The 26106-nt window shown below is 42.0% G+C and carries 19 protein-coding genes and 2 tRNA genes; 10 read left to right on the plus strand and 11 right to left on the minus strand.

Going from position 1 to position 26106, the window contains the following annotated elements; genetic code table 11:
* Window positions 1-193 precede the first annotated feature (193 nt).
* Together PSE7429_RS23725 and PSE7429_RS23730 are read left to right on the plus strand one after the other, a co-directional pair.
* The gene (locus tag PSE7429_RS23725; protein ID WP_009627831.1) at window positions 194-4867 is read left to right on the plus strand and encodes a response regulator; all 4674 of its coding nucleotides are present in this window, start codon (window positions 194-196) and stop codon (window positions 4865-4867) included.
* Window positions 4868-5081: 214 nt separating this feature from the next.
* Window positions 5082-9068, plus strand: a complete 3987-nt coding sequence (locus PSE7429_RS23730) for a PAS domain S-box protein (protein ID WP_158467638.1) — start codon at window positions 5082-5084, stop codon at window positions 9066-9068.
* Between the two features lie 113 nt (window positions 9069-9181).
* Here PSE7429_RS23730 and PSE7429_RS13750 read toward each other — a convergent pair.
* Window positions 9182-9255, minus strand: a tRNA-Val gene (locus PSE7429_RS13750).
* 58 nt (window positions 9256-9313) lie between these two features.
* Here PSE7429_RS13750 and PSE7429_RS13755 point away from each other — a divergent pair.
* Window positions 9314-9580 carry a glutaredoxin family protein gene (locus PSE7429_RS13755; RefSeq protein ID WP_009627833.1) on the plus strand — a complete coding sequence of 89 codons (267 nt, stop codon included), beginning with the start codon at window positions 9314-9316 and terminating at the stop codon, window positions 9578-9580.
* Between the two features lie 51 nt (window positions 9581-9631).
* Here PSE7429_RS13755 and PSE7429_RS13760 read toward each other — a convergent pair whose 3' ends face one another.
* Both PSE7429_RS13760 and PSE7429_RS13765 read right to left on the minus strand, forming a co-directional pair.
* On the minus strand, window positions 9632-10927 hold the full coding sequence (locus tag PSE7429_RS13760) for an aldehyde dehydrogenase family protein (RefSeq protein WP_009627834.1): 1296 nt from the start codon (window positions 10925-10927) through the stop codon (window positions 9632-9634).
* Window positions 10928-10945: 18 nt separating this feature from the next.
* Complete coding sequence (locus PSE7429_RS13765; RefSeq protein ID WP_009627835.1) at window positions 10946-11362, minus strand: hypothetical protein; 417 nt, start codon at window positions 11360-11362, stop codon at window positions 10946-10948.
* 269 nt (window positions 11363-11631) lie between these two features.
* Here PSE7429_RS13765 and PSE7429_RS13770 point away from each other — a divergent pair.
* A tRNA-Leu gene (locus tag PSE7429_RS13770) sits at window positions 11632-11712 on the plus strand.
* Window positions 11713-11848: 136 nt separating this feature from the next.
* Here PSE7429_RS13770 and PSE7429_RS13775 read toward each other — a convergent pair.
* Window positions 11849-12283, minus strand: coding sequence for an RrF2 family transcriptional regulator (locus PSE7429_RS13775; RefSeq protein WP_009627836.1), 435 nt, complete (start codon window positions 12281-12283; stop codon window positions 11849-11851).
* Window positions 12284-12310: 27 nt separating this feature from the next.
* Window positions 12311-13282 (minus strand): cysteine synthase A, encoded by a 972-nt coding sequence (cysK, locus tag PSE7429_RS13780; protein WP_009627837.1) that lies wholly within the window; start codon window positions 13280-13282, stop codon window positions 12311-12313.
* A gap of 135 nt (window positions 13283-13417) precedes the next feature.
* Here cysK and PSE7429_RS13785 point away from each other — a divergent pair, with 135 nt between their 5' ends.
* On the plus strand, window positions 13418-13987 hold the full coding sequence (locus tag PSE7429_RS13785) for a Crp/Fnr family transcriptional regulator (protein ID WP_009627838.1): 570 nt from the start codon (window positions 13418-13420) through the stop codon (window positions 13985-13987).
* A 178-nt stretch (window positions 13988-14165) separates the two neighbouring features.
* Here the strand turns inward: PSE7429_RS13785 and PSE7429_RS13790 are convergent, their stop codons facing one another.
* Window positions 14166-15173 carry a sulfate/molybdate ABC transporter ATP-binding protein gene (locus tag PSE7429_RS13790; protein ID WP_009627839.1) on the minus strand — a complete coding sequence of 336 codons (1008 nt, stop codon included), beginning with the start codon at window positions 15171-15173 and terminating at the stop codon, window positions 14166-14168.
* A 428-nt stretch (window positions 15174-15601) separates the two neighbouring features.
* On the opposite strand from PSE7429_RS13790, the gene PSE7429_RS13795 reads away from it, so the two are divergent.
* From PSE7429_RS13795 to PSE7429_RS13805, 3 genes are all read left to right on the plus strand, one after another.
* Window positions 15602-16405 carry a prohibitin family protein gene (locus tag PSE7429_RS13795; protein ID WP_100228946.1) on the plus strand — a complete coding sequence of 268 codons (804 nt, stop codon included), beginning with the start codon at window positions 15602-15604 and terminating at the stop codon, window positions 16403-16405.
* A gap of 351 nt (window positions 16406-16756) precedes the next feature.
* Entirely contained in the window at window positions 16757-17251 is a 495-nt protein-coding gene (locus PSE7429_RS13800; RefSeq protein WP_009627841.1) for a hypothetical protein, read from the plus strand.
* A gap of 143 nt (window positions 17252-17394) precedes the next feature.
* A complete protein-coding gene (locus PSE7429_RS13805) occupies window positions 17395-18189 on the plus strand; it encodes a sulfite exporter TauE/SafE family protein (protein WP_009627842.1) in 795 nt (264 codons plus the stop codon).
* Window positions 18190-18267: 78 nt separating this feature from the next.
* Here the strand turns inward: PSE7429_RS13805 and PSE7429_RS13810 are convergent, their stop codons facing one another.
* Together PSE7429_RS13810 and PSE7429_RS13815 are read right to left on the minus strand one after the other, a co-directional pair.
* On the minus strand, window positions 18268-18894 hold the full coding sequence (locus PSE7429_RS13810; RefSeq protein WP_009627843.1) for a cadmium resistance transporter: 627 nt from the start codon (window positions 18892-18894) through the stop codon (window positions 18268-18270).
* 389 nt (window positions 18895-19283) lie between these two features.
* Window positions 19284-20537, minus strand: a complete 1254-nt coding sequence (locus PSE7429_RS13815; protein ID WP_009627844.1) for a serine hydrolase — start codon at window positions 20535-20537, stop codon at window positions 19284-19286.
* Between the two features lie 730 nt (window positions 20538-21267).
* Here PSE7429_RS13815 and PSE7429_RS13820 point away from each other — a divergent pair.
* Window positions 21268-22179 carry a LysR family transcriptional regulator gene (locus PSE7429_RS13820; protein ID WP_009627845.1) on the plus strand — a complete coding sequence of 304 codons (912 nt, stop codon included), beginning with the start codon at window positions 21268-21270 and terminating at the stop codon, window positions 22177-22179.
* A 35-nt stretch (window positions 22180-22214) separates the two neighbouring features.
* On the opposite strand, the gene PSE7429_RS13825 is transcribed toward PSE7429_RS13820, so the two are convergent.
* From PSE7429_RS13825 to PSE7429_RS13835, 3 genes are all read right to left on the minus strand, one after another.
* Window positions 22215-22652, minus strand: a complete 438-nt coding sequence (locus tag PSE7429_RS13825; RefSeq protein WP_009627846.1) for a YidH family protein — start codon at window positions 22650-22652, stop codon at window positions 22215-22217.
* Window positions 22653-23291: 639 nt separating this feature from the next.
* A complete protein-coding gene (locus tag PSE7429_RS13830; protein ID WP_009627847.1) occupies window positions 23292-23852 on the minus strand; it encodes a hypothetical protein in 561 nt (186 codons plus the stop codon).
* A 134-nt stretch (window positions 23853-23986) separates the two neighbouring features.
* Window positions 23987-24724, minus strand: coding sequence for a cadmium resistance transporter (locus PSE7429_RS13835; RefSeq protein ID WP_009627848.1), 738 nt, complete (start codon window positions 24722-24724; stop codon window positions 23987-23989).
* Window positions 24725-25224: 500 nt separating this feature from the next.
* Between PSE7429_RS13835 and PSE7429_RS13840 the strand changes: the two genes are divergently transcribed.
* Complete coding sequence (locus PSE7429_RS13840; protein ID WP_009627849.1) at window positions 25225-25887, plus strand: cadmium resistance transporter; 663 nt, start codon at window positions 25225-25227, stop codon at window positions 25885-25887.
* Window positions 25888-26106 lie beyond the last annotated feature (219 nt).

A 26106-nucleotide genomic window follows, 5' to 3' on the forward strand; every position in this document is an offset into this window, starting at 1 on the left:
GTTTGGGTTTGAGCGCAAATCACTGTAACAAATGATTTGGTATTAGCCACGGATAGTAGCTAATACCAAATCACAAAATGGCTACGCCATTTTGTGATTTAAAAACCCTTACTGGGTTTGGTTTTTAATTTCCAAAAGTGTAGCCACACTTTTGGAAATTGGTATAAAATGTATTGGAAGCAAAAGTTGTTAAATGAATCCTTTTTCGCAGGTCGTCAAACTTCTCTATAGACAACTAAAAGAGAAGTCTAATGGAGAATTTCGGGGTAAATTTGCTGGGAAATTTGCCTTCAATAATTTGCTGACATTTTGGTTGGCATTTTTATTATTTGCAATTCTTGCCTATTTAGGGAACTACTTTCGTCTGCCATTGTTCTTTGGGGTAGATTTCTTATTCGGCAGCATTTTTGTGCTGATTGCGACTTACCTCTATGGAATTTTCATGGGGGGGGCGGTTGCAGCAATTGCTAGTATTCATACTTACATTCTTTGGGGACAGCCCTACGCTGCAATTCTATTAGTTTTAGAAGCCCTGTGGGTAGGGGTTGGGCTCGAATATTACCAGCAAAAACATCGGGGATCTCGCAATATGATTTTGCTAGTAATCTCCTACTGGCTATGTTTGGGCGCACCCTTATGTTTTGCATTTTATTATTTTATTCTCAAAGTCGGAGCCAGTTCAGTCCTCTTAGTCGTCCTCAAGCAGTTAATTAACGGGGTATTTAATGCCCTAATTGCCCATTTGATAATTGACTACTTGCCCCCATTACATCGATGGGCTCAGAAAAGACAGGGAAATAGACACCATCTCAATATCCAACAAATGTTGTTTCATTTGTTATTGTCTTTTGTTTATATTCCTATTCTAACCATCGCAATTCTAACTAGTTATCACTATCTGCATGATATTGAGAAGGGAATTTCTAGTCAATTACTGGCAAGCACGGCTTCCCTGACGGTCAATTTAAGATACTGGCATCAGCACAACGCAGGGATATTGCGAGAATTAGCAACCATAGCTAGCGAAGAAGATAGCCAAGAAAAATTGCAATTCGCCGTAACTCAAATTGGCAAAATTACACCAGAGTTTTTATACATTTACACTACTAATGCTGAAGGTCGTATTTTGACAACCTTTGCTGGTATTTTGGACGGAGAAAATTTAAGCATGAGCCAATCCGTCACTCAACAAAAAATATTTCAAGATGTTCGATCTAGTCTGAGTATTGCGTTTAGTGATATCAGCAAGGATCGGACTACGGGCTATTCCCATATTGATATTGCATTGCCCATTCTCAAGAATAATCAGTTTAATGGTGTAGTTATTGCCGTCTTAGATGTCGATCGCCTTAGGGAATTTCTAGCCAATGAATCGGGGACAACTAAGATTGAGTCGTTTTTACTCGATCACCATAAAACCATTATTGCTAGTACGGTTTCTAAAGAGCTTTCAGGTGATTTTTTCGATCTGTATCAAGGTGCTGAAGTTCGCCCTTTTAAGACAGATCAAATTCAATGGTTACCGAAAATACCAGGCACCGCATTGATGACCCGTTGGCGTAAATCCTATTATTTACAAGAAGCCCCTATCGGTGCAAATATTCCTTGGACGATAGTCGTGCGTTTGTCTCCATCGGAATATATAGACAAACTGGAAAACCTTCATACATACATTCTCGCGCTGATCTTGGCGATTATTTTACCTGCGACGATCGTGGCAAATTTTCTCAGTCGTCGATTGGTAAATCCGATCACCAAGTTAATTCACCTCACCACCGACCTACCCAAAAATCTTTCTTCCGAGTCAGACTTTGCTTGGAAATCCAGTAACCTTGCCGAGATCGATACCCTTGGCTATAACTTTCAAGTTATGGCGATCGCCCTACAGGAAAAATTTCAAGAGATTCAACATGCAAATGTCAATCTAGAAAAAAGGGTACAGGAGCGCAGTGCTGAGCTTCTTAAAAGTGAGTTAAGGCTTAACAAAATTACGGACGCAATACCTAGTACCGTATATCAGTTTTATCGAGATGGTCATGGTGAGTACTCCATTCAATTTGTCAGTCGAGGTATTTATGACCTATGCGAACTGACTGGGGAAGAGATCTATGAGGATTTTGGCAAATTCAGCAGTTTGGTTGTTCCTGAGCATATTGAAGCCTTTTTCCATTCTATAGAAGATTCCGCTACGTCTTTTACGAACTGGGCACATGAGTTTCAGATTAAAACCCCCAGTGGGAAATTAAAATGGATATCTGGACGTTCTCAACCAATGCGTCAAGGCGATCTAGGTATAATTTGGAATGGCATCATTTCAGACATTACCAACCTCAAGCAGACCGAAGCAGCACTCCAAAAGAGTGAAGAACGTTGGCAACTAGCAATTCAAGCTGCTGATGATGGCATTTGGGATTTAGACTTGGAAACTGGCTTAACATTCCGTTCGGAACGTTGGCGCACCATGTTTGGGATTGAGGCAAATATTGATGACGAGCAAGATATCGATTGGATCGATTTGATCCACCCCGAAGATCGCGATCGCGTTTTACAGGAACGTGTCGATTATTTGTCCCGTAAGATCCCTAACTATGCGGTGGAATATCGGATGCGTTGCACGAATGGCGACTATAAATGGATATTCACAAAGGCAAGAGCGTTATGGAACTTGCAAGGACAGGCTACCCGTTTAGTCGGAGCCAGTAACGATATTACCGAACGTAAATTAACGATTGCGGCGATCGAAAAGAGAGAGAGCTATCTATCGATGCTTGTCGATGTACAACGTCAACTGCTGTCCGAGAGTATCAATCTCCACGATTATGGCAATATCTTAGAAATCATTGGTAGAGTTGCCGATTTTTCCAGTATTGATCTTTTGCAGTGCGAGCAAGAGCCAAGTCTCGAATTACGGTTTCACTCTACTTGGAATGCTCCAGAGCTGTCTCTAGCCCAAAGACTGCTACAGGTTGAGTATGGGCAAATACTTAGCGATGGAACTTGGCTATCGCGATTAACGCAAGATCTGAGTGTTTATCTGAGCATTGATAATTCATTGTCCGCAGTTCCTGAAGCTGCAAAAGCAATTTTTAATGCTAAGGGAATTCATTCTTCCCTAGTCTTACCCATCTTTGTTAATGGAAAATTTTGGGGCTTCTTGAGTTTTCACGACCACTTCAGCGATCGCCGCCGCGATCACGTAGAGATCAGCCTATTGAGGGTTTTGGCATCTTCGCTGGCAATGCATTTAGAACGGCAAGAAGCAAAGATGGAACTCCTAAAAGCGATGGAGACCGCACAAACAGCAAATCGCGCAAAAAGTGAATTCCTCGCGACCATGAGTCATGAGATCCGTACGCCAATGAATGCGGTAATTGGGATGGCGAGTTTATTGCTAGATACCGATCTCAACCCTGAACAATATGAATTTACAGAGATTATTAGATCGAGTGGCGATAATCTACTCACCATCATTAATGATATTCTTGATTTTTCCAAAATTGAATCTGGACGATTTAGCCTTGATATTCAACCCTTTAATTTACGCCATTGCATTGAAGAGTCGCTCGATCTGTTAGCTGCTACTGCCTCTGCTAAAGGGTTAGAGCTAGCTTATTGTATGGATGTAGATGTGCCTGAATTGATTTTGAGCGATGTAACCCGATTGAGGCAAGTATTAGTCAATTTATTTAGTAATGCGGTCAAATTTACATCTAACGGTGAAGTATCTTTAACGGTATCAGTGAGTTCTGTTGATCCTTCACAGCAAAATTATCAATTATTATTTGCCGTTAAGGATTCTGGTATCGGTATTCCTCGCGATCGCTACGATCGCTTATTTAAGCCCTTTAGCCAAGTGGATTCATCGACAACCAGACAATATGGCGGTACGGGATTAGGACTAGCGATCGCCAATCAACTAATGCAAATGATGGGTGGGGTGATGTTGGTTGAGAGTGAGGTAGGTGTTGGCTCTACCTTCTCCTTTACGATTGCCACCACGGCTGTAAAAACAGTATCTCCACCTGAATGGAATTCTAATTTAGCTGGAAAACGCCTGTTAATTCTGGAAGACAATGAAGTTAACCGTCAGAGTTTAACTATATTTGCCCAAACTTTAAATATGGAGGTGATGGTGGCAAATTCGAGTGCGCAGGCGATCGCTTGGTTGCAGAACGAACCAGCCTTCGATCTCGCGATTATGGATGCGGGCTTTCCTGTTCAGAAAGAACTCTGCAATGCATCGCAGGATTGCGACCATTGTGAGATTAGAGAACGAATCCGTTTCTATGCCAATTCATTACCAATTATTCTGCTCACCCATACCTACAGATGTGATCAAGTTAGCAATGATGACATCACCATCTGTCTGAGTAAACCAACCAAGCGATCGCAACTCTACAGTGCGTTAAACCAATTCTTTAGCCATGCTTCCTTAGCAGAAATTAAGAGCAAGCAGAACTCAATTTTTGATGAAAACTTTGCCAGTCTTTTTCCCCTAAAAATTCTATTAGCTGAAGATAACATCGTTAACCAAAAAGTTGCTACCCGCTTTCTCAATCGCCTAGGCTATCGTGTTGATGTTGTCGCTAATGGAGCAGAGGTTTTAGAGTCGCTACACCGTCAAAGTTATGATGTCATATTTATGGATGTATTTATGCCTGAGATGGATGGCTTAACGGCAACCAAAAAAATCGTTGCAGAATATATACATAAGCCTTGGATCGTTGCCCTTACTGCCAATGCCGTCCAAAGCGATCGCGAGATTTGCTTAAACGTAGGAATGAATGATTACGTAAGCAAACCAATCCAAATTAAGGAACTAACTAAAGCCCTAGAAAGAGCCTATATAAATCTTAAAAACCCATAATGTTGGCATTGCGGACGTAGGGATAAGTAGCTAGAGCCCTGTAGTGCACGCGCAGCGTGCACTACAGGGCTCTAGCTACTTAATCGGCATGAAACGACCATAACACTCTAATTGTTATATGCTAAAAACAAGGGGAAGTTGCAATCCTGCAAACCTTTTAATCCATATTTCAGCACTGGTTAAAATTTACGGCTTTACTAAACCTATTATGATTATGGACAGTTCTGAGCCTCTAAATTCTCAGCCTTGGCAATCGCTAAACTTGCCTCTAGAAACGCCGATGGCAACCGTTTTGATCGTGGAGGATTCCGAAAGCGATCGCTTAACTTACTCGCGTTATCTGCGATCAGACTCAGAGAATAGTTATCGTATTATCGAAGCGGGAAGCCTAGAGCAAGGTTTAGAATTGTGGCGATCTCAGCAGCCCGACATTGTATTAATCGATCTAAATTTACCCGATGGCGATGGCTTTGAATTTCTAGAAGCAATTAACGGTGATCGTACGCGAGAAAAGGTTCCTGTAATTATGTTGACGGGGCTAGGAAATGAGGAAAGAGCCGTACGATCGATGAAATTAGGGGCGACTGACTACTTGGTTAAAGGGGATATTACCGCGAAATCTCTCACTTCAACGATTAGGCAAGTATTGCAGCAGGCTGTACTAATTCGTCAACTGCGGCGATCGCAACAGCAGCAAATATTAACTGCTGAAATTGCCCTGCGAATTCGCGAATTTCTAAATTTAGAAGACATCTCGAACGCCATTGTTAGGGAGGTGCGTCAATTTATGAAGGCTGATCGCGCTATTGTTTATCAATTTAATCCAGATATGAGTGGTACAGTTGTTGCCGAAGATGTCATCTCACCTTGGCAGCCCTGTTTAAAAGCACAAGTTGAAGATACTTGTTTTCGCGAAAATCTTGGGGGCGCATATTCTGAGGGAAAGTTTTTTGCTGCCCATGATATTTACAGGGCTAGGTTGACAGATTGTCATATTAAATTGCTCGAAAGATTTCAAGTTCGCGCCAATCTGGTCGTGCCGATCCTGTTACCAAATGCTAACAAACACATTTTATGGGGTTTGTTAATTATGCATCAATGCTCGGCTCCAAGGGTTTGGGAAGAATCCGATATTCAGTTATTGCAGCAGCTATCGGTGAAGTTAGCTATCTCCATTCAGCAAGCGATCGCTTTTGAAAAAATTCAAAACGAGCTTGCCGAACGTAGAAGGGTTGAGTCGCTGCTCTTAATTCACCAAAAAGAACTAGAAGAGCGCAATAAGTTATTAGAAATAACTTATGAAGAACTAGAAGAACGCAATAATTTATTGGAAAGAGTAAGTGCGGATCTAGAATGTACGGTCGAGGAATTGAGGACTACCACCGAAGAGCAAATCGTTCAGCATCGACAACTGGAATATGAACAGTATCGCTACCAAAATCTTTTTGAATTTGCGCCTGACGGCTATCTGGTGACAGATCGATTGGGCAAGATTTCAGAAGTAAATCAAGTTGCTTTAGAATTACTTGTGATAAGGCGCGATTATATTTTAGGCAAGCCATTGGAGCTATTTGTTGCCTTGGATAATAGAGATTTTTTCTACAGCCAACTTCATCATTGTTTATCCTCAACCAATGCCAAAACAACTTGGGAAATCACGCTAAAAAATCGTCAGGGTGAGCTTTTCCCTGCCGAAATTAGCGTAATCCAGAATATCAATCCTACTAATAATCAGCCTCAACTATTCTGGTTGATTCGTAATATTAGCGATCGCAAACGCACTGAGCAAGAACTACTAGAACTCAATCAATCCTTAGAAACAAAAGTCAAAGAACGTACTCAAGCCATCCAATTGCAATCGCAAATGCTGGAGCAGATTCATGATGCGGTAATTTCAGCGACGATAGATGGCACGATCCTAACTTGGAACGTTGGGGCTGAGAGACTCTATGAATACAAGTCTTATGAGGCGATCGGGCTGAATGTTAGTATGCTTTACCTCAATGAAGATTTGGCTATGATGGAATCCACCGTCTTTAGACCATTGCTGGAAAAGGGAACCCATGAGGTTGAACTACGGAATCAGACTAAATCAGGCAAGATAATTTACATACGCTTGCGGCTCTCGATCATTTGGGATGCAATGGGCAACCCCATTCGCTTGATTGGTTGCTCTAACGATATTAGCGATCGCAAACTTGCTGAAGAAAGCTTGCGAGAGAGCGAAAAACGTTTTGCCAATCTGGCAGCGGCGGCTCCTGTGGCAATTTTTCAAATTAATCAAAAAAATGAATGCACCTACGTCAATGGTTTTTGGGCTCAAATTACAGGGCAAGAAATCAGCGGAGCTCTTGGTTATGGATGGCTTCAGACCATTCATCCCGATGATCGAGAACAGATTCATCAAAAATGGACTCAAGCGATCAAGCAACAAGCATATTACCAAGGCGAAGGAAGATGTCTCAAACCCGATGGAACAATTTGCTACTTCTATTGCCAAGCTATCCCTGAACTGGATGAAGATGGTATTTTTACGGGTTATATTGGCACATTAACGGATATTAGCGATCGCAAACAAGCCGAATTGCGCGTACAGCATACGACTGATCGCCTAGCTTTGGCGCTTAAATCTGGGGCGATCGGCTGCTGGGAATGGGGTGTTCAAGACAATATTGCTTTTTGGGACGATCGGATGTACGAACTGTATGGAGTTTCCAAAGAAACGACACCTCAGTCTAGCTACGAAATGTGGATTGCTGCATCACATCCCGATGATCGTATAGCTAGTGAGATAACGACTCAACAAATTACTTCGGGGCAAATAGATGAATATGATACGGAGTTCCGAGTTGTGCATCCCGATGGCAGTATTCACTTTATCAAAGCCTATGGAACGCTCAAACGGGATGTAGATGGTAATCCTCAAAGTATTATTGGGATTAATTTTGATATTAGCGATCGCAAACAAGCAGAACTTCAGTTGCAGACAGCTAATCAAGAACTTCTTCGCGCCACAAGGCTCAAGGATGAATTTCTCGCTAACATGAGCCACGAACTCCGCACACCACTAAATGCCATTTTAGGATTTTCAGAAACCCTTCAAGACGAGATTTTTGGTTCGCTGAATGAAAAACAATTAAAGGCGATCGCTATAGTTGAATCAAGCGGTAAACATCTACTATCACTGATTAACGATATTCTCGATCTATCAAAAATGTCATCAGGGATGATGATATTAGATATTGCACCAGTTTCAGTTCAAAACCTCTGTGATTCCAGTCTGACCTTTGTTAAACAGCAAGCATTTCAAAAGAGAGTACATCTCCATAGCAGTATTCCACCGCTTACAAAAAGCATCAATATCGATGAGCGCCGCATCAAACAGGTATTGATCAACCTGCTCACCAACGCTGTCAAATTTACTCCAAATGGAGGGGCGATCAATCTAATCGTTGCAGTCGGTCGCGGCAATGAATGGGAAGGAGAAGCAAAAATCCCCCAACGAATTATAACCATGAATTCACCGACGATCGTCTTTCAAGTGGTAGATAATGGTATTGGGATTGCCGACAAGGATTTGCGCCAACTCTTTCAGCCCTTTGTACAGGTAGATAGCGCCCTCAACCGTGAGTACGAAGGTACAGGTTTAGGACTAGCTCTAGTCAAACAGATTGTCGAGCTGCATGGCGGGCAGGTCATGGCTGAGAGCGAAGTCGGACAAGGTAGTTGTTTTACAGTTGCCCTACCCTATGCAATGCCCCCATCTAATGCGATCGCTTCCGTCCCAACTTCGACAACGTTATCTTCACAGGATGTCGATCTCGATAACCCACCGCTTATTTTATTAGCTGAAGATAATGAGGCGAATATCCAAACCTTCTGTTTCTATCTAACTGCCATCAATTATCGCGTCATCCTCGCCCGAAATGGAGTAGAAGCTGTTGCTCAAGCTAAAGCAAACTTGCCCGATATCATCCTCATGGATATTCAAATGCCGATGATGGACGGATTAGAAGCAACCAAACAAATCCGTCTCGATTCTAACTTGATTAATACTCCCATTATCGCCCTAACTGCCCTAGCGATGGAAGGCGATCGCGATCGGTGTTTAGAGGCAGGCATGAATGGATATATCAGCAAACCACTCAAGCTCAAGCAGCTAGCTAGACAAATTGCTGAATTATTAGCGATAGCAAAGTAAGGTTTGCTTAACCCGAAAGATGAGAGGCGGCGCTTCGCGCCGCCTCTCATCTTTCGGGTTAAGAGAATGGCGGCGCTTTGTGCCGCCATTCTCTTATGGGGTTTTGATGCAAATGGACGCAAATGGACTCGAACCATCGACCCCCACGATGTCAACGTGGTGCTCTAACCAACTGAGCTATGCGTCCTTGTCGGGTTACTAATATAACATGATAGAAGTAAATTAATCAAGATATCGTCAAATCCATGCAACTAATTTTGTATAGCAAGCCAGAATGCTGTCTCTGTGAGGGATTGATCGCGAAATTACAGCAGGTCAAGCAGAAGAACAATGTTAATTTTGACCTAGAAATTAGAGACATCAACAGCAATCCCGACTGGTTTGACCGCTACCAATATGAAATCCCCGTACTATGTTTGCTAAGCGATCGCCAACAGGAGCAGGAGCTACCACGCTTTCCGCCGCGATCGCCTGTGGAGAAACTAGAATCACTGCTTCAGCGCTATAGCTAACTTATTGGGATTGGGGCTTGATAATACAATATTGGCTCCGTGGAGCTAATATTATTGAGACCACGAACTAGTCAATACTTGTTTGGTGGTGGTGAGGGCATAGATATCGATTACTCCAGGGTATCTAGATGCGCCACGGGTTTTTAAACTAGACATCCCCAAAGCAATTTTGGCATTACCACTATCGCCAAGTTTAGAACAGCGACTAAAACGGCTATGGGCATTGACAAAGATCGTACTGCTATTGATCCGACTGACAAAGCGATCGCGTTCGGATAAGGAGTCCGTCAGCAATACATCGGCATGACCGCTACTATATTGATTGATCCAAGCGATCGCTTCTTCCATATCATCCACAATTTTGATAGCGATCGTCTCGTCTAGGTACGCTTGCCCCCAGATATCCTCAGAATAAATTGCTTGTGCATTCGCATCTAGATGCATTTCCGCGATCAATGTATCATTATCCTCTAGAAATTGCCGAAAATAGGCAGTTGTCTCTGCACAGCCACGCACCACCAAGCCCTGTTTTTTCAGACGGCAAATCCATTCCCCCAATCCGCGATCGCACCATGATCGATGTACCACCACCTTATCGATCGCATTTACCGCATCGGGATCGCCTTTGCGGCTGTTCAAAATAATTTCTTTGGCAAAATCCAGCTTCCCAGAAGCCGATAGATAGAGATAGCAGTTACCCATAGAAATCGGCAAAGCAGAGACCGTCGCCTGTTTGCTCACCTGCTGCACGAAGCTAGGGCGACCGTAGGGAATAACCAAACGCAAATATTTTTCTTGGACGATTAATTCTTTAAGCGCAATACCCGTTGGCACACTGCTCACACATGCCTCAGGGAAATTTCTCGCAACAAGGACATCTTTAATGATCGCGGCGATCGCCTCTTGGGTATGCGTACCCTCTCCCCCTCCTTTAAGAATGATCGTATTGCCAACCTTAAGGCACATCGCCGATGCAATTAGCCCCAACTGGGGAAAACCCTCATACACAAAAGCGACAACCCCTAAGGGGACGCGCTGATAGCCATTGATGCCCACATGTAGAGTTAGTGGATCGGGCAGATTTGCCAGTTGGTTCAGACATTCGATCGCATTGTTAAGCCTTTCGGGAGTGAGTTTTAGCCACTCTAGTACCAGATCGGGTACAGCCATATCACGGCTTGCTTCTAAATCCAGCGTATTTGCTTCTAAAATTGCATTTTTATGCTTTTTCACATTATTAGCAATTTCTAGGAGTAAATTATCTCGTTCTCTGGTGGAAATTTGCACTAGTTGCAAAGCCGCAGCATGGGACTTGTAGATGAAGCCTGTAAGGTCTTCTGGTGACATACTTGTAATAAATAATTGTTAAATATCGCGACGACGAATCACGAGCAAACGCCATATTAGCAAACCCAAAAGGGTAAACAACAAAATGGCTAGGGGAATACCTAAAGTCGATCTGAGATTGAGAGCCCAGAGAATAATCAAGGCTACAAACAACAGGTAAGCACAGTATGTCAAAGACTTCTCTAGCCAATCCTGACGATTGCCATCGTGGATAGTTTGCCATTTACCAGTCCATTGCCAATGGTGTCTTTGCGAATCAAGCCCGCCCAACTGTGACAGGCTATAGCCGTCATCTTCGATTTGAAATAACAGAGGACAGCGATCACAACCAAAAGCATCTGTCAAAGCGATCGGCTTTAGCTTTCCGCGTCTGCGAGGGCAAGGGCAGGGATATATTTGCTCTAGATCAATTTTTTGAGGCTTATGGATATGCACTAGATAGAAATGTTCGGCAAGGATGCTAAAAGGTAGGTTGCTAAAAATAGTCTCAGAGCGAAAATCTCAGAACAAAAATCTCAGAACGAAAATCATAGATTAAGCAGATCAATTAGCTAATCAAAATGATTGTATAGCAAGAAAACAGAGATGGTAAAGGCAGCTTTGGGCAGGTAATTACCAACCAGCAGAATAAATTAAAAATTTTATGCTGCAATTACACAAGATTGCTGTATGATTTTATTCGGTGCAAAAAACACCCTATCCCAGCGGATGTGGCGGAATTGGTAGACGCGCTAGATTTAGGTTCTAGTATCTTTGATGTGAGAGTTCGAGTCTCTCCATCCGCATATTATAAAGCCGAATAAGATAATGATGACGCTTTGCGTCATCATTATCTTATTCGGTAAGGATGAGAGGCGGCGCGAAGCGCCGCCTCTCATCCTTTGGCTATCTCTTACGTTGCTTTTGTCTTACTAAGGATTTTTATATGTAAAACATGACATCAGATTGCCTTTTCTCTTCGCATTTTCTTAAGAGATCCTCAAGGGTATGTTTGTGAAGAATATCAAACGAAGCAACTTTTGCGGTTTCCCACATATCAATCACGGCGGATTTTTCGGCGGTGAGCAATGTAGAATCCTTTTGCTCTTGGGCTGCTTCGCCATCTAAGGCAATCACTACATCTGTAAGCTTGATTTGCCAAGGCTCCCGCGCAAGGTGATAGCCCCCTTTAGCCCCACGTTGGCTTTTAATGATGCCTGCCCGCCTTAGCATTGCCATAACTTGATCGAGATAGCGGATAGGAATCCTCTGACTGATTGCAATTTCACTAACAGAAGTAGGCTTACCCTGCTTGTGACGAAGGGCAAGTTCTAGCAGAGCAATACAGGCATAATCAACCTTACAAGATAATTCCATATATTTTGAAAGATAGATTTGGATGGATTAGCGATGGGTAGAAGTTGATGAGGAAGAAATAAGATCGGCATCTTGAAATAGAGGCGTACTGAGATAACGTTCCCCAAAGCTAGGTTGAATTACCACAATTAAAAGATCGCGATTTTCTTCGCGCTTACCAACTTCAATAGCCGCCGCAAGGGCTGCCCCCGAAGAAATGCCCGATAACAATCCTTCTTCTCGCGCCAGACGACGACCATAGGCGATCGCTTGGTCATCGGAAATCCCAATGACTTCATCAATCAAATCTGTTCGTAAAACTTCAGGAACAAATCCTGCACCAATCCCCTGAATCCGATGGGCTCCAGCTACTCCCCCAGATAGTACGGGACTGTTGAGAGGTTCGACAGCGATCGCCTTAAAGCTGGGTTTGCGTTCCTTAATTACTTCCGCTACGCCTGTAATCGTACCGCCAGTACCTACTCCAGCAATAACGATATCTACTTGCCCATCAGTATCTTGCCAAATTTCCTCGGCGGTAGTACGGCGGTGGATGGCGGGATTTGCCAAATTCTTAAACTGTTGCAGCATATAGGCATTAGGTTTTGTCGTAGCAATTTCTCCCGCCCGCCGAATTGCCCCGCGCATTCCTTCACTAGCAGGAGTCAACTCTAGCTCCGCTCCATAGGCTCTTAGCATCGCCCGACGTTCTAAGCTCATGGTCTCAGGCATTGTCAGAATCAAACGATAGCCTTTGGCAGCGGCAACCATGGCTAAGGCAATCCCAGTATTTCCCGAAGTAGGCTCCACCAAAACTGTTTTTGCAGGACTAATTAAACCTTGGTTTTCGGCATCTTCGATCATGGCTAGCCCAATCCGATCCTTGACGGAAGAGGAGGGATTAAGACTTTCTAGCTTGAGCACAATTTTGGCTAAAGAACCGTCTCTCTGTGGAATGTTATTCAATGCTACTAGAGGCGTACTGCCGACTAATTGAGTGATGCTTTGTGCAATTTTCATAGGAGCTTAGATTTATTACAAAAAACTTGAGAAACAAAAAATTACGGTATCTTGATGGGAATACCGTACTTAGTACGATACAATACTTTTTAACCTAATACAAATATAATCTACGGTTTGCCGACTGGATATAAGATGATTTACGCCGAAACAGCAGCTTCTCATGTTTATAAGCGTCGTGAAATGATATCTCGCCGAGATAACTACCTATGGAAAATCGAGTCTGGGGTGGTGCGATCGCTGACTTGGACAGAAGACGGACAGGTTATCTGCTCGGGATTATGGGCACATGGCGATGTGATTGGCAGTGAGCTAACTAATTTAAATCCCTACGAGATGGAATGTTTAACTGATGTGCAATTAACTGAGATTTCGCGATCGCATTGGGGCAATTATGTAAATGAAATAATTCGTCATAGTCAGACTAATGAGTTTTTATTAAAGATTTCCCATTGCCGAGCTAAGGATGATGCTTTACGTCAATTACTGGGTTGGCTAACTAATCGTTTCGGTGAAGACGATCGCCAAGGGAGATTAATTGGACTGCAATTAACCCATCAAGAAATAGCAGAGTTAATTGGTTCGACGCGGGTGACCGTAACGCGTATTATTAATGATTTAGAAAAGGGTGGTTTTCTCTCGCGCAAAGGGCGTAAGTTACTGTTTCTTGCTGATAGTTCCGAGCAATGGCATTACGAAATCTAGCTAGTAAAGATCGGCGACGCTTTAGGCTGCCTATCTTTACATTTATAGCAACGTATATAGCAACGTAAGGTTTGCTGAGGACATAAAACCCTAAATATGAGTGGCGGTGCGCTGCACCGCCACTCATATTTAGGGTTTTGATTTATCTTCGCTATCGCTATTAAGTATTAAGTAGGTTTTAAATAGCTTCCGCAAATACTCTCGTTTTCAAAGGTTTGACATAGACTTCCTTTTGAGGATGTAAATCCAAACTGTCAAAGCGATCGCGTTCGAGCTTGACAATTAATTTTTGATCGTCTTTGAGCAAGAGTTCGGCTTGACCTTCCCAACCAAGGTTAAAGGCGGAACTAACAATGGCAGGAGCGAAGTTAGTTTCAGGTTCTGATTGAATTAGAAGATCGTGAGGTCGTAAAAATACCCGATCATGATCGGAAATTTCTAGATAGGGGAAGTGCCGCTTGGCGCTAGAAATGATGTTGGTTTCGCCAATAAAGCGCATAACAAATTCTGAAGCAGGGCGATCGTAGATTTCCGCAGGTGTGCCAATCTGTTCGACCTTACCTTTGTTCATGATGACCACGTGATCGGAAATTTCCATTGCCTCTTCTTGGTCGTGGGTGACAAAGATGGTTGTCACATGGACTCGATCATGGAGATCTCGCAACCATGTTCTTAATTCTTTACGAACCTTAGCATCTAAAGCCCCAAAGGGTTCATCTAAGAGAAGGGTTTTGGGTTGGGCGGCGAGGGATCTTGCTAAGGCAACTCTCTGGCGCTGACCACCTGATAATTGGGATGGATAGCGATCGCCTAAACCTTTAAGTTGAATCAGTTCTAAAAGCTCGTCTACCTTCTGTTTTACTTGGGCTTTGGCAACCTTCTGAATATTTAAGCCAAAAGCAATATTTTGGCGAATGGTCAAATGTTTAAATAAGGCATAGTGCTGGAATACAAACCCAATCTGACGTTGTTGGACAGGACGATAGGTGGCATTTTCATTCTCAATCCATACCTGTCCGCGATCGGGGACTTCCAAACCTGCCATAATTCTCAATAAAGTGGATTTACCCGAACCTGATGGACCGAGCAGGGCAACCAAAGAACCACTTTCTACTGATACGCTAACATCATCGACTGCCTGAAAATCACCGAATCGTTTTGAAATATCTCGAACCAGAATACTCATCGTTCCTCACAAAATTGAAATAAGAATAGTTGTAACACCATTAATACGCTATGTCTATGTAATTACCGTAGATTTGTGCTAAATTGTCATTAATTAAGAAATTTTCCTTAAGTAGCTGGTTACAATTAAATATAAAACCCCAAAAGCTGTAGCGCAAGCGCAGCCTGCGCTACAGCTTTTGATTCTGGGTTTTAATTACGCCCAGCCACTTAGGAGACTATTCAACTTCCGAAACAATCTCCCATATCCCGCTTTTTAAAAAAGTGCTATATGCTAATTCTCAACATAAATTTTTTGCGTATAAATTGCTTGGAATTAAATTTGTGAGTGATATGCGATCGCTTGATAGGCTGCTCAATGGTCAAACTAATAGTTCGATTAATCCTCAAAGTATTCGTGAAGTCAATCGAAAAAATGCCGATTTGAGAATGTTTCAGCTAGTAGCAGGACTGATTTTATGCACGGCTTTTATTTGTTGCTTTTTTGTGATCGTGAATGTCGGCGAGCGTGGCGTACTGATGCAATTTGGCAAGGTACAACCACAAATTCTGGATGAAGGAATCCACCCCATCATCCCGATCGTGCAGACGGTGAAAAAGTTGAGCGTAAGGTTACAAAAGCAAGAAATTTCGGCGGAGGCTTCCTCCAAGGACTTACAGGAGGTATTTACCGATGTTGCCCTGAATTGGCATATTATTCCCGAACAAGCCAATATCATTTTTCAGCAAATCGGCGATCGCCTTGCAATTATCGATCGCATTATCGATCCTGCGGTGGAAGAGGTCTTAAAGGCAGTAATGGCGGAATATACCGCCGAAGAAATTATTACCAAACGCGGATATGTCAAAAATGAAGTCGATACGCTGTTAACCTCGCGACTGGCTGATTATCATATTGCCGTGGATGATATCTCGCTCGTTCATGTACATTTTTCCCAGCGCTTTAGTGATGCCGTAGAAGCGAAGCAAATTGCAGAGCAGGAAGCTAAACGAGCAGATTTTATTGCTCTAAAAGCGATTAAAGAAGCCGAGGCAAAGGTAAATTTAGCGCGAGGGGAAGGGGAGTCTCAAAGAATTTTGCGCGAAACTCTGTCGCCTGAACTTTTACAAAAACAGGCTATTGATAGATGGAATGGCAATCTGCCCCTGATTGTGGGCGAAAGTAATACCAAATTATTAGATATCAATCGCTTGATTGAAAGTAATATCCCAACTTTCTCGATCAGTAAATAAGCATAGCCTTCACCAAATAATTAAAACCCAAAAACCTGTAGCGTGCGCTATAGGTTTTTGGGTTTTATATTTAATTGCGCCTAGCTACGCGAGAGATTAGGAAAGATGAGTGGCGGTGCTTTGCGCCGCTTTTTGGAGTTGAGGCATTGACTGTGCTCAGCCAACCTATACCAACGGCTGAGCGCAGTCAATGCCCTATTTTTTTATAAATAACTTAGATTTAGGACGCTCTAGAGAATTCGGACATTAGTAATAATTTTGATAATAATTTTGATTTTTTATTTACCGAATTTGCGATAAATACTCCCGCCAGTATAAAATACGGTAATTACACGATGATACAGTAGATTTATGACGACTTTAAACAATCCTGCAACTACTAGCCAACCCAGTTTAGAGATTGCTCCATCATCAGATTTATCCCCTGTAAACACCGCCCCAAGAAGCTTTTCCCAAAAAATTAAGGGGGGTATTTTTTTGGTAGTGGGATACTTGCTCTCCCCCCTTTGCTGGTGGAACGATCTAATAATCAATTTGCCGATCGCCTATGGTTTTGGTTATGTAGTGGGTTTATGGCAAGCTAATTGTTTTTTTCCTGCGGCGATCGCTGGTTATTGGTTATCAAATTTAGTTGGCATTGTGCTCATGCAGATCGGAGCAAAGGATATGTTGCAAAATACGGTGAACAAGCGTAGTTTAAAGCAGGAAATCTTCTCAGGAGTGATTACTTCAACAGCCTATACGGTGATAATTGCGGCTCTAGTTTATTTCCATGTTCTCGATCTCAATGCAGTTTTGCCCATTGACCAGAAATTTAGTCTTGCTTTTGTGAATCCTCAAGGCTAAGGTTAGCTAGGCATTACGTTCATTACCTTTAATACTTCTTTTAAAAAAAATTTTTATCTAATTAAGCTTCAATCAAAAGCTTCAATCAAAAGCTTCAATATTTCTATTTATTTGCTCTATTTATTCTTTAGTTTCCTATTCTTATGAATTATTTTTTGCTAACGGGCTTTAGTTTCATTGTCGGGACAGTGGTGGGATTGACGGGAATTGGCGGGGCTTCATTAATTACTCCAATGTTAATTTTTGTGTTTAATGTACCTGCGGCGATCGCTGTCGGCTCAGATATTGTCGCTGCGACAATGATGAAAGCGGTAGCAAGCATCAGTCATTGGCGGCAGGAAACCCTTGACACCCAAGTAGTAAAATGGCTCGCCTTTGGTAGCGTTCCCGGCGCTTTGTTAGGCGTTGCCATTCTCCACTTAATTCAATTCTATGGATGGAGTTTAGATTCATTTTTACTACCTTCCATCGGAGCAATGATCTTTTTCGTGACGATCGCAGGTTTAATTCAATTAATACTGACTACTTTTGCCCCAAATCTATCTCTGCCTTCTTTTCCCACTTTCGATCTAGAAACTACCAATGGCAAAATCAAAACGGTGATCATTGGTTTTGTCTTAGGCTGTATGGTGGGCTTGACAAGCGTTTCCTCTGGTTCGCTGTTTGCTTTAGTGTTGATGACCTTCTTTAAGCTAGATTCGCGCAAATTAGTAGGGACAGACATCACCCAAGCCGCGATTTTGCTTGGATTCACATCCCTCGGACATCTCAGCCTCGGTACTGTTGATTGGCATATTGTATTGCCAATTTGGCTCGGTTCTGTGCCAGGGGTTTTATTGGGAGCGAAACTATGCCAACTAGCCCCTCAAAGGTCTTTGCGCTATTTGATTTTTGTGATTTTACTTGCTGTGAGCTGGAAGTTAATCCATTCTGCATAGTGAGCCAAAGGAGAAGTGACAGCACTAAGTGCTATCACTTCTCAGCTAATAGCTGATGTTACGTGGAACGAATATCAGCTATTTAAAGAAGGGAAACATCTGATAAGTTTGACTCTCGTAGAGAATGTAGATTCCCAAAGCGATGAGCACAAAAGGCACGATCACATCGCTGTACTTTTCTAAGAATTTGGTGATCGCGGGATGACTGCTAAATTGGAAGGCAGCATAACACCAGATCGCAATCATAACCAGAAAAGTCGCGATCGTCACCAAGAGGGTGGCCGCATTACTACTAGCAAATAGAGGAACGTAAACACCAATATTGTCTCCACCATTAGCAAAGGTAACTACCGCCACATGATAGGTCTGCGGAGCAAGCCATAGAGATTTTTTCTTTCCCCGATGAGGATGAGTTTGGACAGTTAATTTTTCTGTTTTTGGCAATAAATGCTTAATTCCAATAGCGATCGGTAATATTCCCAATAAGCCAATTAATTTGCGATCAATCATTAGAGCCCCAAAATAAGCTGGCAAACTGGTAAGAATTAGAACCGTAAAGCCAAGATATTGCCCGATAACAATATGTCGAGGGCGAAATTTGCTATCAACCTGTGCGAAGAAAATAGTTAAAACTAGAATGTCATCGATATTGGTCGCAGTAAATATAGTAATCGCAAGTGCTACAGTACCGATTAGCCATTCCATAATTCAAATTCAGATGGATAAATAATTAGAATTACAATTCTAAATTGCAATTTATACCAATTTCCAAAATGGCAACACCATTTTGGAAATCTCAAAACCTTATTGGGTTTGTTTTTTAATTCACAGAAGTGAGCCAACACTTCAGTGAATTGGTATTAAATTAAGAACTATAACCAGAGAGCATACCGTCCGCTACGCGGACGGTATAATATTCTAGGCTTAGCTACTTAGAATCGTAATTTAGAATCGTAATTTAGAATCGTAATTTAGATTTGCAATTTAGATTTGCAATTTAGATTTGCAATTTAGATTTGCAATTTTACCGATCCATTCTACCGTGATTCGAGTCTGAACTAAATTGATCGTTTACCAATCGGGCTTATTTGTATCTATTTAGGGAGCGTGTCAATCAGTCCTTTATATAAAGTTGTTAGTTGGGATTCGTTGAGAGGTTTAGTATTGTTCCAAGTGACAGAAACGCAATAGGATTTGCCACTCTTTGATTGCAGTAACGTTGTGAAGTTGAGAACACCTGCATCGGAACCACCTTTAAAAGCAACTTTTGCCCATTCAGATGGATCTACCAGCCCTGCATTAAAGGACATTAAAGGGAGATCCCCTACATCTTCTATTAGAGAGCATAGCTCGCGAGTTGTAAAAATCCATTCGACATCAAAAGATATCTTGGGATTATTGATAAAGTCAGAAATATCTGGTAATGGCTGTCGCGAGATAGATTCTAAGATCTTGAGGCGATCGCCAGTATTGGCAAGTCGATATTTTTGCAAAAGCTCAGAGTTTTTGGAGCCTCGCAATGTAAACATTTCGCGAGTTTTGAGTAATGGTCGATTGCGTGAGCTGAAGCGTTCTACTTCTCCTCTGCCTACTAAATCGATCAAAGTATCTGAAGCGGTATTGTCGCTAAGGGAAATCATCAACCCCGCCAAGGTTTGCACGGTTAGGAGCGAACCTGCTGACCAAGATTGGAGCAAGCCAGTTGGCAAACTCTGTTGATCTGCCTGTAAAGCAATTACTTTATCCCAAGTGATCTTGCCTCCAGCAATTTGTTCTTTTAAAGCCTTGAGAACCGCTAGTTTAAAAGCAGAGCCGACTGCCATTGGGGCATCGACACGGAGCCCCACTCGCTGGGTTTTACCTTCCGTTACCAATAAACTCACCTCTCCTTCTAAATTTTTAAATCCTGACACAGCTTGATCAAGGGTTTGCTGCGGATTACCTAAAAAAAGCGCTGTAATTTTTCCTTCTGCATTTAGTTTGATTTTGATAGGGACATTTCCGCGATCGCAAACTGCCAGATAGCTAACATCTTGCCCCTGAAATTGACGACATTCGCCAACTGATAATTTCCGACTGGCGATCGCGGCTTGAATTTGGAAAATTGGCACCTTGGCAATAAATTCAGGGGCGAACCATTCAGGTTGTAGCTTCGGAGAATTCAATAGACGAGCGATCGCGTTTTGATACGAGGTCTCTGGTAATGGAACGTTTTGTGATATTGGGCTTGAGGATAAATTTGTGATTTGGGAAAAATCTAAGGCAGCTTGAGAGCGATCTATTGCAAAGGTCAAAAAGCTAGCTAAGCTAGTAAATAGAGTTGCGAATACGACAAGTTGAATTTTCATTTCTCTTTACCGATCTGAGCAATTTTGTAACGATGTAGTTCGGCATAGTTAAACAAACAAACTAGAGCACGTTGTCCACATAGCAGGCGATATGGGCTTCTAGGTTTTAGCTTTACTTATGCTTAGCTACATACAAAACTATCACTTTTTGATACTTCTAAAAACGCAAGGATTTAATACGATCAGGATGAATAAATCAATGTCTATCTTTATCTATTTATCCTTATCTACATTTTAATCTTTTAACCTTAAACCCTAGAATAGAGTAGCGCCCACGAAGCAGGCTTTACTCTATTCTAGGGTTTGCTTTTTAATCATGCTGAACTATAGCTGCTGCCAGTCTTGTTAGGACAAAATTAAACCCCAAAAGAGGGTTGCGATTTAATGAAGTACCAAATATAAAAACAGAATCGGTGGGACGGCTCCGTCGCCCCACTGATTCTGACAAATCTGGATCGGTATCTTATTTTCTTGCCAGTTCATTAAGCAATTTTTGCTCAAAAGAACCACAAGAAACTTTTTGAAAGTTTTTCGGTTTGAATTTGAGCGCAAAGCGCTGTAGTATATAACGTTAATTTGACGGTATTTGGGATGATGTAGAACTTTCAAAAAGTTTCTTGGTTTGGATTTGAGCACAAAGTGCTGTAGTATATAGCGTTAATTTGACGGTATTTGGGGATGATGTAGAATTATTGTCCAATAGCTCAATAACGATGATATCCAAGACTCAATGACGCTAGAACAATTAAGGATCTTTCTGGCAGTAGCCGAGCATTTACACTTTACTCGCGCTGCTGAAGAACTATATATCACTCAACCTGCTGTTAGTGCCGCTGTCCAAAGTCTAGAGCAATGTTATGGAGTTAAGCTATTTCATCGGATTGGTCGCCATATCGAGATCACGGATGCAGGGATCTTATTACAGACAGAAGCGACAGATATTCTCGATCGCGTCCAATTGATGGAAAGAGGTTTACGCGAGTTAAACGATTTGCAAAGGGGTGAGCTGAAGTTAGGAACCAGTCTCACAATTGGCAACTATTGGTTGCCTGCAAAGATTAGCCAGTTTCAAGAAAAATATCCTAACATTTCTATCAAATGCACCCTTGCCAATACCGAAGAAATTTGTGATGGAACCGCCGCAGGTTTATTCGATCTCGGCTTGATCGAAGCCGAGGTCAAGCCTCCTCTGCAAAAAATCCTCGAACAAGAAGAAATTGCGAGCGATCGCCTATTAATCGTAGTTGGCAAGTCCCATCCTTGGTACGATCGCCAAGAGATTACGATCGATGAAATCAATGACACGGCATGGGTGATGCGAGAGTCAGGTTCGGGGACTCAACAGGTGTTTGAACAGGCTTTACAGAGGTGGGGGATCAATCCTACACAGCTAAAAATTATGCTTGTCCTCAGTAGTGGGGAAATGGTAAAAGCGGCGATCGAGAGTAGCGTCAGAGTAGCCGCAATTTCAGAACTGATGGTACAAAAGGAGTTTCAGTTAGGGACATTGCGAGAAGTCAGGGTAGTTAATGGCGATCGCTTTACCCCCTTAAATATTAACCGTCCCTTTCTCAAGCTTACCCATAGCCAAAGATTTCAAACTCGGATTGCAAAAGTATTTGGCGATATCCTACGTCAATAAAACGTCAATAAAACGTCAATAAAATAAGGTCGGGCTTAATCAGGAACGACTAGGTTCATTTGTTCTAAGGGAGCCGCAAAAACGTAATAGATGACTCCCGCACCGATGAGCGTAATTGCGAGGCTGAACAAAACAACCCAGCGATCAGGTGGCTCGAAGGTATCTGCGTCAATATCACGCCGCACGGCAAAATAGTGATGGGTAGAAAGCCACACTGTCAGCATACCAATAATGGAAAATGCTAATCCTAATTTCCAACCATTCCCTGGCGTAGGAAGCATCGGTGGGCGTAAAATGCGCAATCGTACAACAATTACCCCCACACCTAACAAGGCGATCGCCATGCGCATCCATGATAAGTATGTTCTCTCGTTGGCTAAATGATCGCGCACGCGATTGGGATTCTGTTTACCTAACAAAGATGTCTCAGATGCCTCACCGACATTCTTTTTGGGCTTAAATAATAGCTGCATTACTGAACTTCGAGGTATATGGATTTTCTTGCGTAGGAATGATTATTCACCAAAATTATATAGGAATATATCGAAAAAAATGCAAGATATCTTGATTGGAAGAATTCTTTTATCGCAATGCTTGAGTTGGTTAATACAAATCAAAGCCCAAAAGATGATTGGTGCTGCTTCACGCTACTAACCATCTTTTGGGCTTTATATCTGAAGCGAAAATTACATTACTCTTTAAAAGAAATCCAAAGAAGAAATCCAAGAAAATAACGGTAATAAAAAAGGAAATTAAAGAAATATAATTAACTCATCGAAACAGTGGATTACTATAGCGACGTAATACCAATTCACAAAAATGTGACAACACTTTCGTGAATTAAAAACTAAATCTAGTAAGGATTTTCAAGTTACAGCAATTATCGATCAAACGAACCACAGAGAAATTTTTGAAAGCTTTGCGAAGCAAAGCTTTCAAAAATTTCTCTGTGATTTGGGTTTGAGTGCAAAGCGCTGTAAGAAATAGCTAGGGCAAAGCAAAACCCCAAAGATAAGTGGCAGCAAGAAGTGCTGCCACTTATCTTTGGGGTTTTATGTCCTAATTGATACGGTAAGAATGGGCGACACGAAGCGCCGCCCATTCTTAATCAATTAATCCAAGGGAGCTTGGGGTAAAGTTAATGCTGAGAGCTCTTCTGTCGTAGTGGGGATTAACCAGTTAATTTCACTATTCTTGAAAATTCTGGTTACGGGGAAATTAAGGTTAATTGCACCAGTTTCAGGATCAGCCTTTGCAACCATTTGCGTACCAGTGACAAGCTTAATGGCAACTGGTTGACCATCATTATTTAAACCTTTCTCTAAGTAAATGCCTTGGCAATTCCAATCCTCGTTGGTGGTTCCACCACTGGGTAAAGTATAGAGAGTATTATCAAAGGTAGATCCATCCAGTTTAGATTTCTTGCCATAGACTGGCAAAGGATTAGCTGTTAAGTTACGGCATTCGGCAAAGGATTCTCCTGTTTCGATGACATACTTCTCAAACTGAAGTTTAGCGATTTCGGTGGGATCGGTTGCTTTTGCGAGATCATTGGTAACAGCGATATAGTCAGGGTTACTCGTGAGAGGAGGCTTATTGGCAAAGGATGGTTGAGCGATCGCTAAGTTCGACAATAAGATAAGAGCGACCAATATTGCTTGTAAGAATTTCATGATTTTGATCCTAAGTAGTAAGATTAAGTGGTAAGAGAAGTAGTACGTGTAGTAAGTAACAATTAGTAAAACTTTGAAATAAAACCCTTGGGATAAAACCCTTGGAATAAAAACTTTGAGATAAAAACCTTGTACTAGTCCAATTGTGGCTCTTTAGCTTGAAGGGGCTTGAGAATATTGATTTCTGCAATATTTCGACCGAGATTGAAGACTACTAGGCCTCCAATTAGTAGGCTAAGAACTACCAAGCCTCGATTTTCAAGGGTATGGCTGTCGATCATGATGAGGATTCCTAAGCCAATCAGCACAAAAGGTACAAGGTAATTACCATAGCGGCTCAGAGAATCGGCGATCGCTGGAACTTGGATGAGTCGATAGGCTACATAGCACCATAGCCCCACCATCAGCAAAAACACCACTAAAGTTACCAATAAACCTTCTAAGGTGCTGCTAGCAAAGAGTGGCACATAAATGCCCACATTGTCGCCACCATTGGCAAAGGTAACCGCCGCGACGCTATAAACTTGCGGAGATAGTAAACTGGATAACCAAGAATTTGATTGCACCGATTGACTTTCCTCAGATTCGTTATCCTCAGTTTCAGGGATAAACAGTCGATTCAATCCAATGGCGATCGGTAAAATCCCAAGCATTCCGATCCAATCGCGTGGCATGAGTAGTCCACCAAAATATCCTGATAAACTCGCTAATACTAGCGCTCCAAATCCCAAATATTGTCCCATCACGATGTGTCTTTTGCGGAACGTCGAACTTACTTGAGAAAAAAAGAGTAGCAAAATAATTACATCATCTAGATTTGTTGCCGTAAAAGCAGTTAGGGCTGTAGGAATTGAAGTTAGTATGGCATTCATGTTATTAATTAACGGAATTCACGCGTTAAAAGGATAGGATCTATTGTCATTGATGCTCTACAGAGAACAACACAAATATAGACTCCTCAATTAATAAGATCAAATATTCTTTCTTGTTAATGTAATAACTTAAAGCTATTAATATATTAGTCCTAACGTGAGTTCAGAATAATTTGAAATGGGTTGTGAGAAATTTGCCAACTCAAACCGAACTAATTTTAGTCCTAAATCATTCAACAGAAAAATAGGGTTTCGACTTCGCTCAGTCCTTATATACCGATGGTTGAGCGAAGTCGAAGCCTCCCTCAACTCATTTAGGATTGCTATAGCAGCTCAGGTTATAAGACCCCAAAGATGAATGGCAGCGCTTCGCGCTGCCATTCATCTTTGGGGTCTTATAACCTAGGGTTATCATTTTAAGAAGAAACAACATTTGTTTCTATGGAAAGAAGTCTCTATTATCAACTCAATGAAATAAATATTGAAGAGGCAAATTTAAGATGAGTTGGTTGGAAGGAGCGATCGCAACGGGCGCAGCAGTAGCATTAGCAACAACATTTGACGATAATATCTATCTCACTTCTTTTTTCGGCAAGGTTAGCCGCAATTTTCGCCCCCGTCACGTAGTAGTTGGGGAATTCCTTGGGTTTACAGCATTAGTAGGGGTAAGTCTAATTGGTTTCTTTGGTGGGTTGATCGTCTCGGATATGTGGGTCGGTTTGCTTGGCATTTTGCCGATCATGATTGGTATTCATCAATTAATGAGTAAAGAAGAAGATGATGGTAAGGAGATAGCTGAAGAAGTAGAACATATCAATACAGAAGTTGGTAGACCTCGTCTAAGTCAATCCTTGTGGTCAACCCTCAAAGACCCCAAAACCCACCGAGTTTCGGCAGTAACTATTTCCAATGGGGGGAACAATGTGGGAGTCTATATTCCTTTGTTCGCGAGCAGCAGTTTGCCCAGTCTCGGCATTATCTTGACGATGTGTTACATGACCATTGGTTTCTGGTGCTTCTGTTCCTATAATCTGACTCGTTTTCCAGGAATTTCCTATCTTGTCGCTCGCTTCGGACGGAAAATCGCTCCATTTGTCTTGATTTACCTCGGACTTTCCATCATCATCAAGAGTCAATCCTATCGCTTAGTAATTCCTGTCTAATATTCCCGCCTAAAATATTGGAGATAAATATCATCTCTCAATAAAAACTCAAATTATTTCTTCTTAGTTCTTCAATTCCTTCACAACTGCGATCGCCTAATTCTTTCCAACCACTCTCAAGCCTGAATCACAACAAAAAATCCAAACATAGTTTTATAGCTGCCTTCAACTGTATCAGGACATAAAAAAGAGGGTTGCTGCGCGGAGCGCAGCAACCCT

The sequence above is a fragment of the Pseudanabaena biceps PCC 7429 genome (genome assembly GCF_000332215.1).
Lineage (GTDB): Bacteria > Cyanobacteriota > Cyanobacteriia > Pseudanabaenales > Pseudanabaenaceae > Pseudanabaena > Pseudanabaena biceps.

Coding starts and splice junctions, on each gene's coding strand:
- PSE7429_RS23725 (WP_009627831.1), top strand. CDS start 194: ATGAATCCTTTTTCGCAGGTCGTCAAACTTCTCTATAGACAACTAAAA.
- PSE7429_RS23730 (WP_158467638.1), top strand. CDS start 5,082: ATGGACAGTTCTGAGCCTCTAAATTCTCAGCCTTGGCAATCGCTAAAC.
- PSE7429_RS13755 (WP_009627833.1), top strand. CDS start 9,314: ATGCAACTAATTTTGTATAGCAAGCCAGAATGCTGTCTCTGTGAGGGA.
- PSE7429_RS13760 (WP_009627834.1), bottom strand. CDS start 10,927: ATGTCACCAGAAGACCTTACAGGCTTCATCTACAAGTCCCATGCTGCG.
- PSE7429_RS13775 (WP_009627836.1), bottom strand. CDS start 12,283: ATGGAATTATCTTGTAAGGTTGATTATGCCTGTATTGCTCTGCTAGAA.
- cysK (WP_009627837.1), bottom strand. CDS start 13,282: ATGAAAATTGCACAAAGCATCACTCAATTAGTCGGCAGTACGCCTCTA.
- PSE7429_RS13785 (WP_009627838.1), top strand. CDS start 13,418: ATGATTTACGCCGAAACAGCAGCTTCTCATGTTTATAAGCGTCGTGAA.
- PSE7429_RS13790 (WP_009627839.1), bottom strand. CDS start 15,173: ATGAGTATTCTGGTTCGAGATATTTCAAAACGATTCGGTGATTTTCAG.
- PSE7429_RS13795 (WP_100228946.1), top strand. CDS start 15,602: ATGTTTCAGCTAGTAGCAGGACTGATTTTATGCACGGCTTTTATTTGT.
- PSE7429_RS13800 (WP_009627841.1), top strand. CDS start 16,757: ATGACGACTTTAAACAATCCTGCAACTACTAGCCAACCCAGTTTAGAG.
- PSE7429_RS13805 (WP_009627842.1), top strand. CDS start 17,395: ATGAATTATTTTTTGCTAACGGGCTTTAGTTTCATTGTCGGGACAGTG.
- PSE7429_RS13810 (WP_009627843.1), bottom strand. CDS start 18,894: ATGGAATGGCTAATCGGTACTGTAGCACTTGCGATTACTATATTTACT.
- PSE7429_RS13815 (WP_009627844.1), bottom strand. CDS start 20,537: ATGAAAATTCAACTTGTCGTATTCGCAACTCTATTTACTAGCTTAGCT.
- PSE7429_RS13820 (WP_009627845.1), top strand. CDS start 21,268: ATGACGCTAGAACAATTAAGGATCTTTCTGGCAGTAGCCGAGCATTTA.
- PSE7429_RS13825 (WP_009627846.1), bottom strand. CDS start 22,652: ATGCAGCTATTATTTAAGCCCAAAAAGAATGTCGGTGAGGCATCTGAG.
- PSE7429_RS13830 (WP_009627847.1), bottom strand. CDS start 23,852: ATGAAATTCTTACAAGCAATATTGGTCGCTCTTATCTTATTGTCGAAC.
- PSE7429_RS13835 (WP_009627848.1), bottom strand. CDS start 24,724: ATGAATGCCATACTAACTTCAATTCCTACAGCCCTAACTGCTTTTACG.
- PSE7429_RS13840 (WP_009627849.1), top strand. CDS start 25,225: ATGAGTTGGTTGGAAGGAGCGATCGCAACGGGCGCAGCAGTAGCATTA.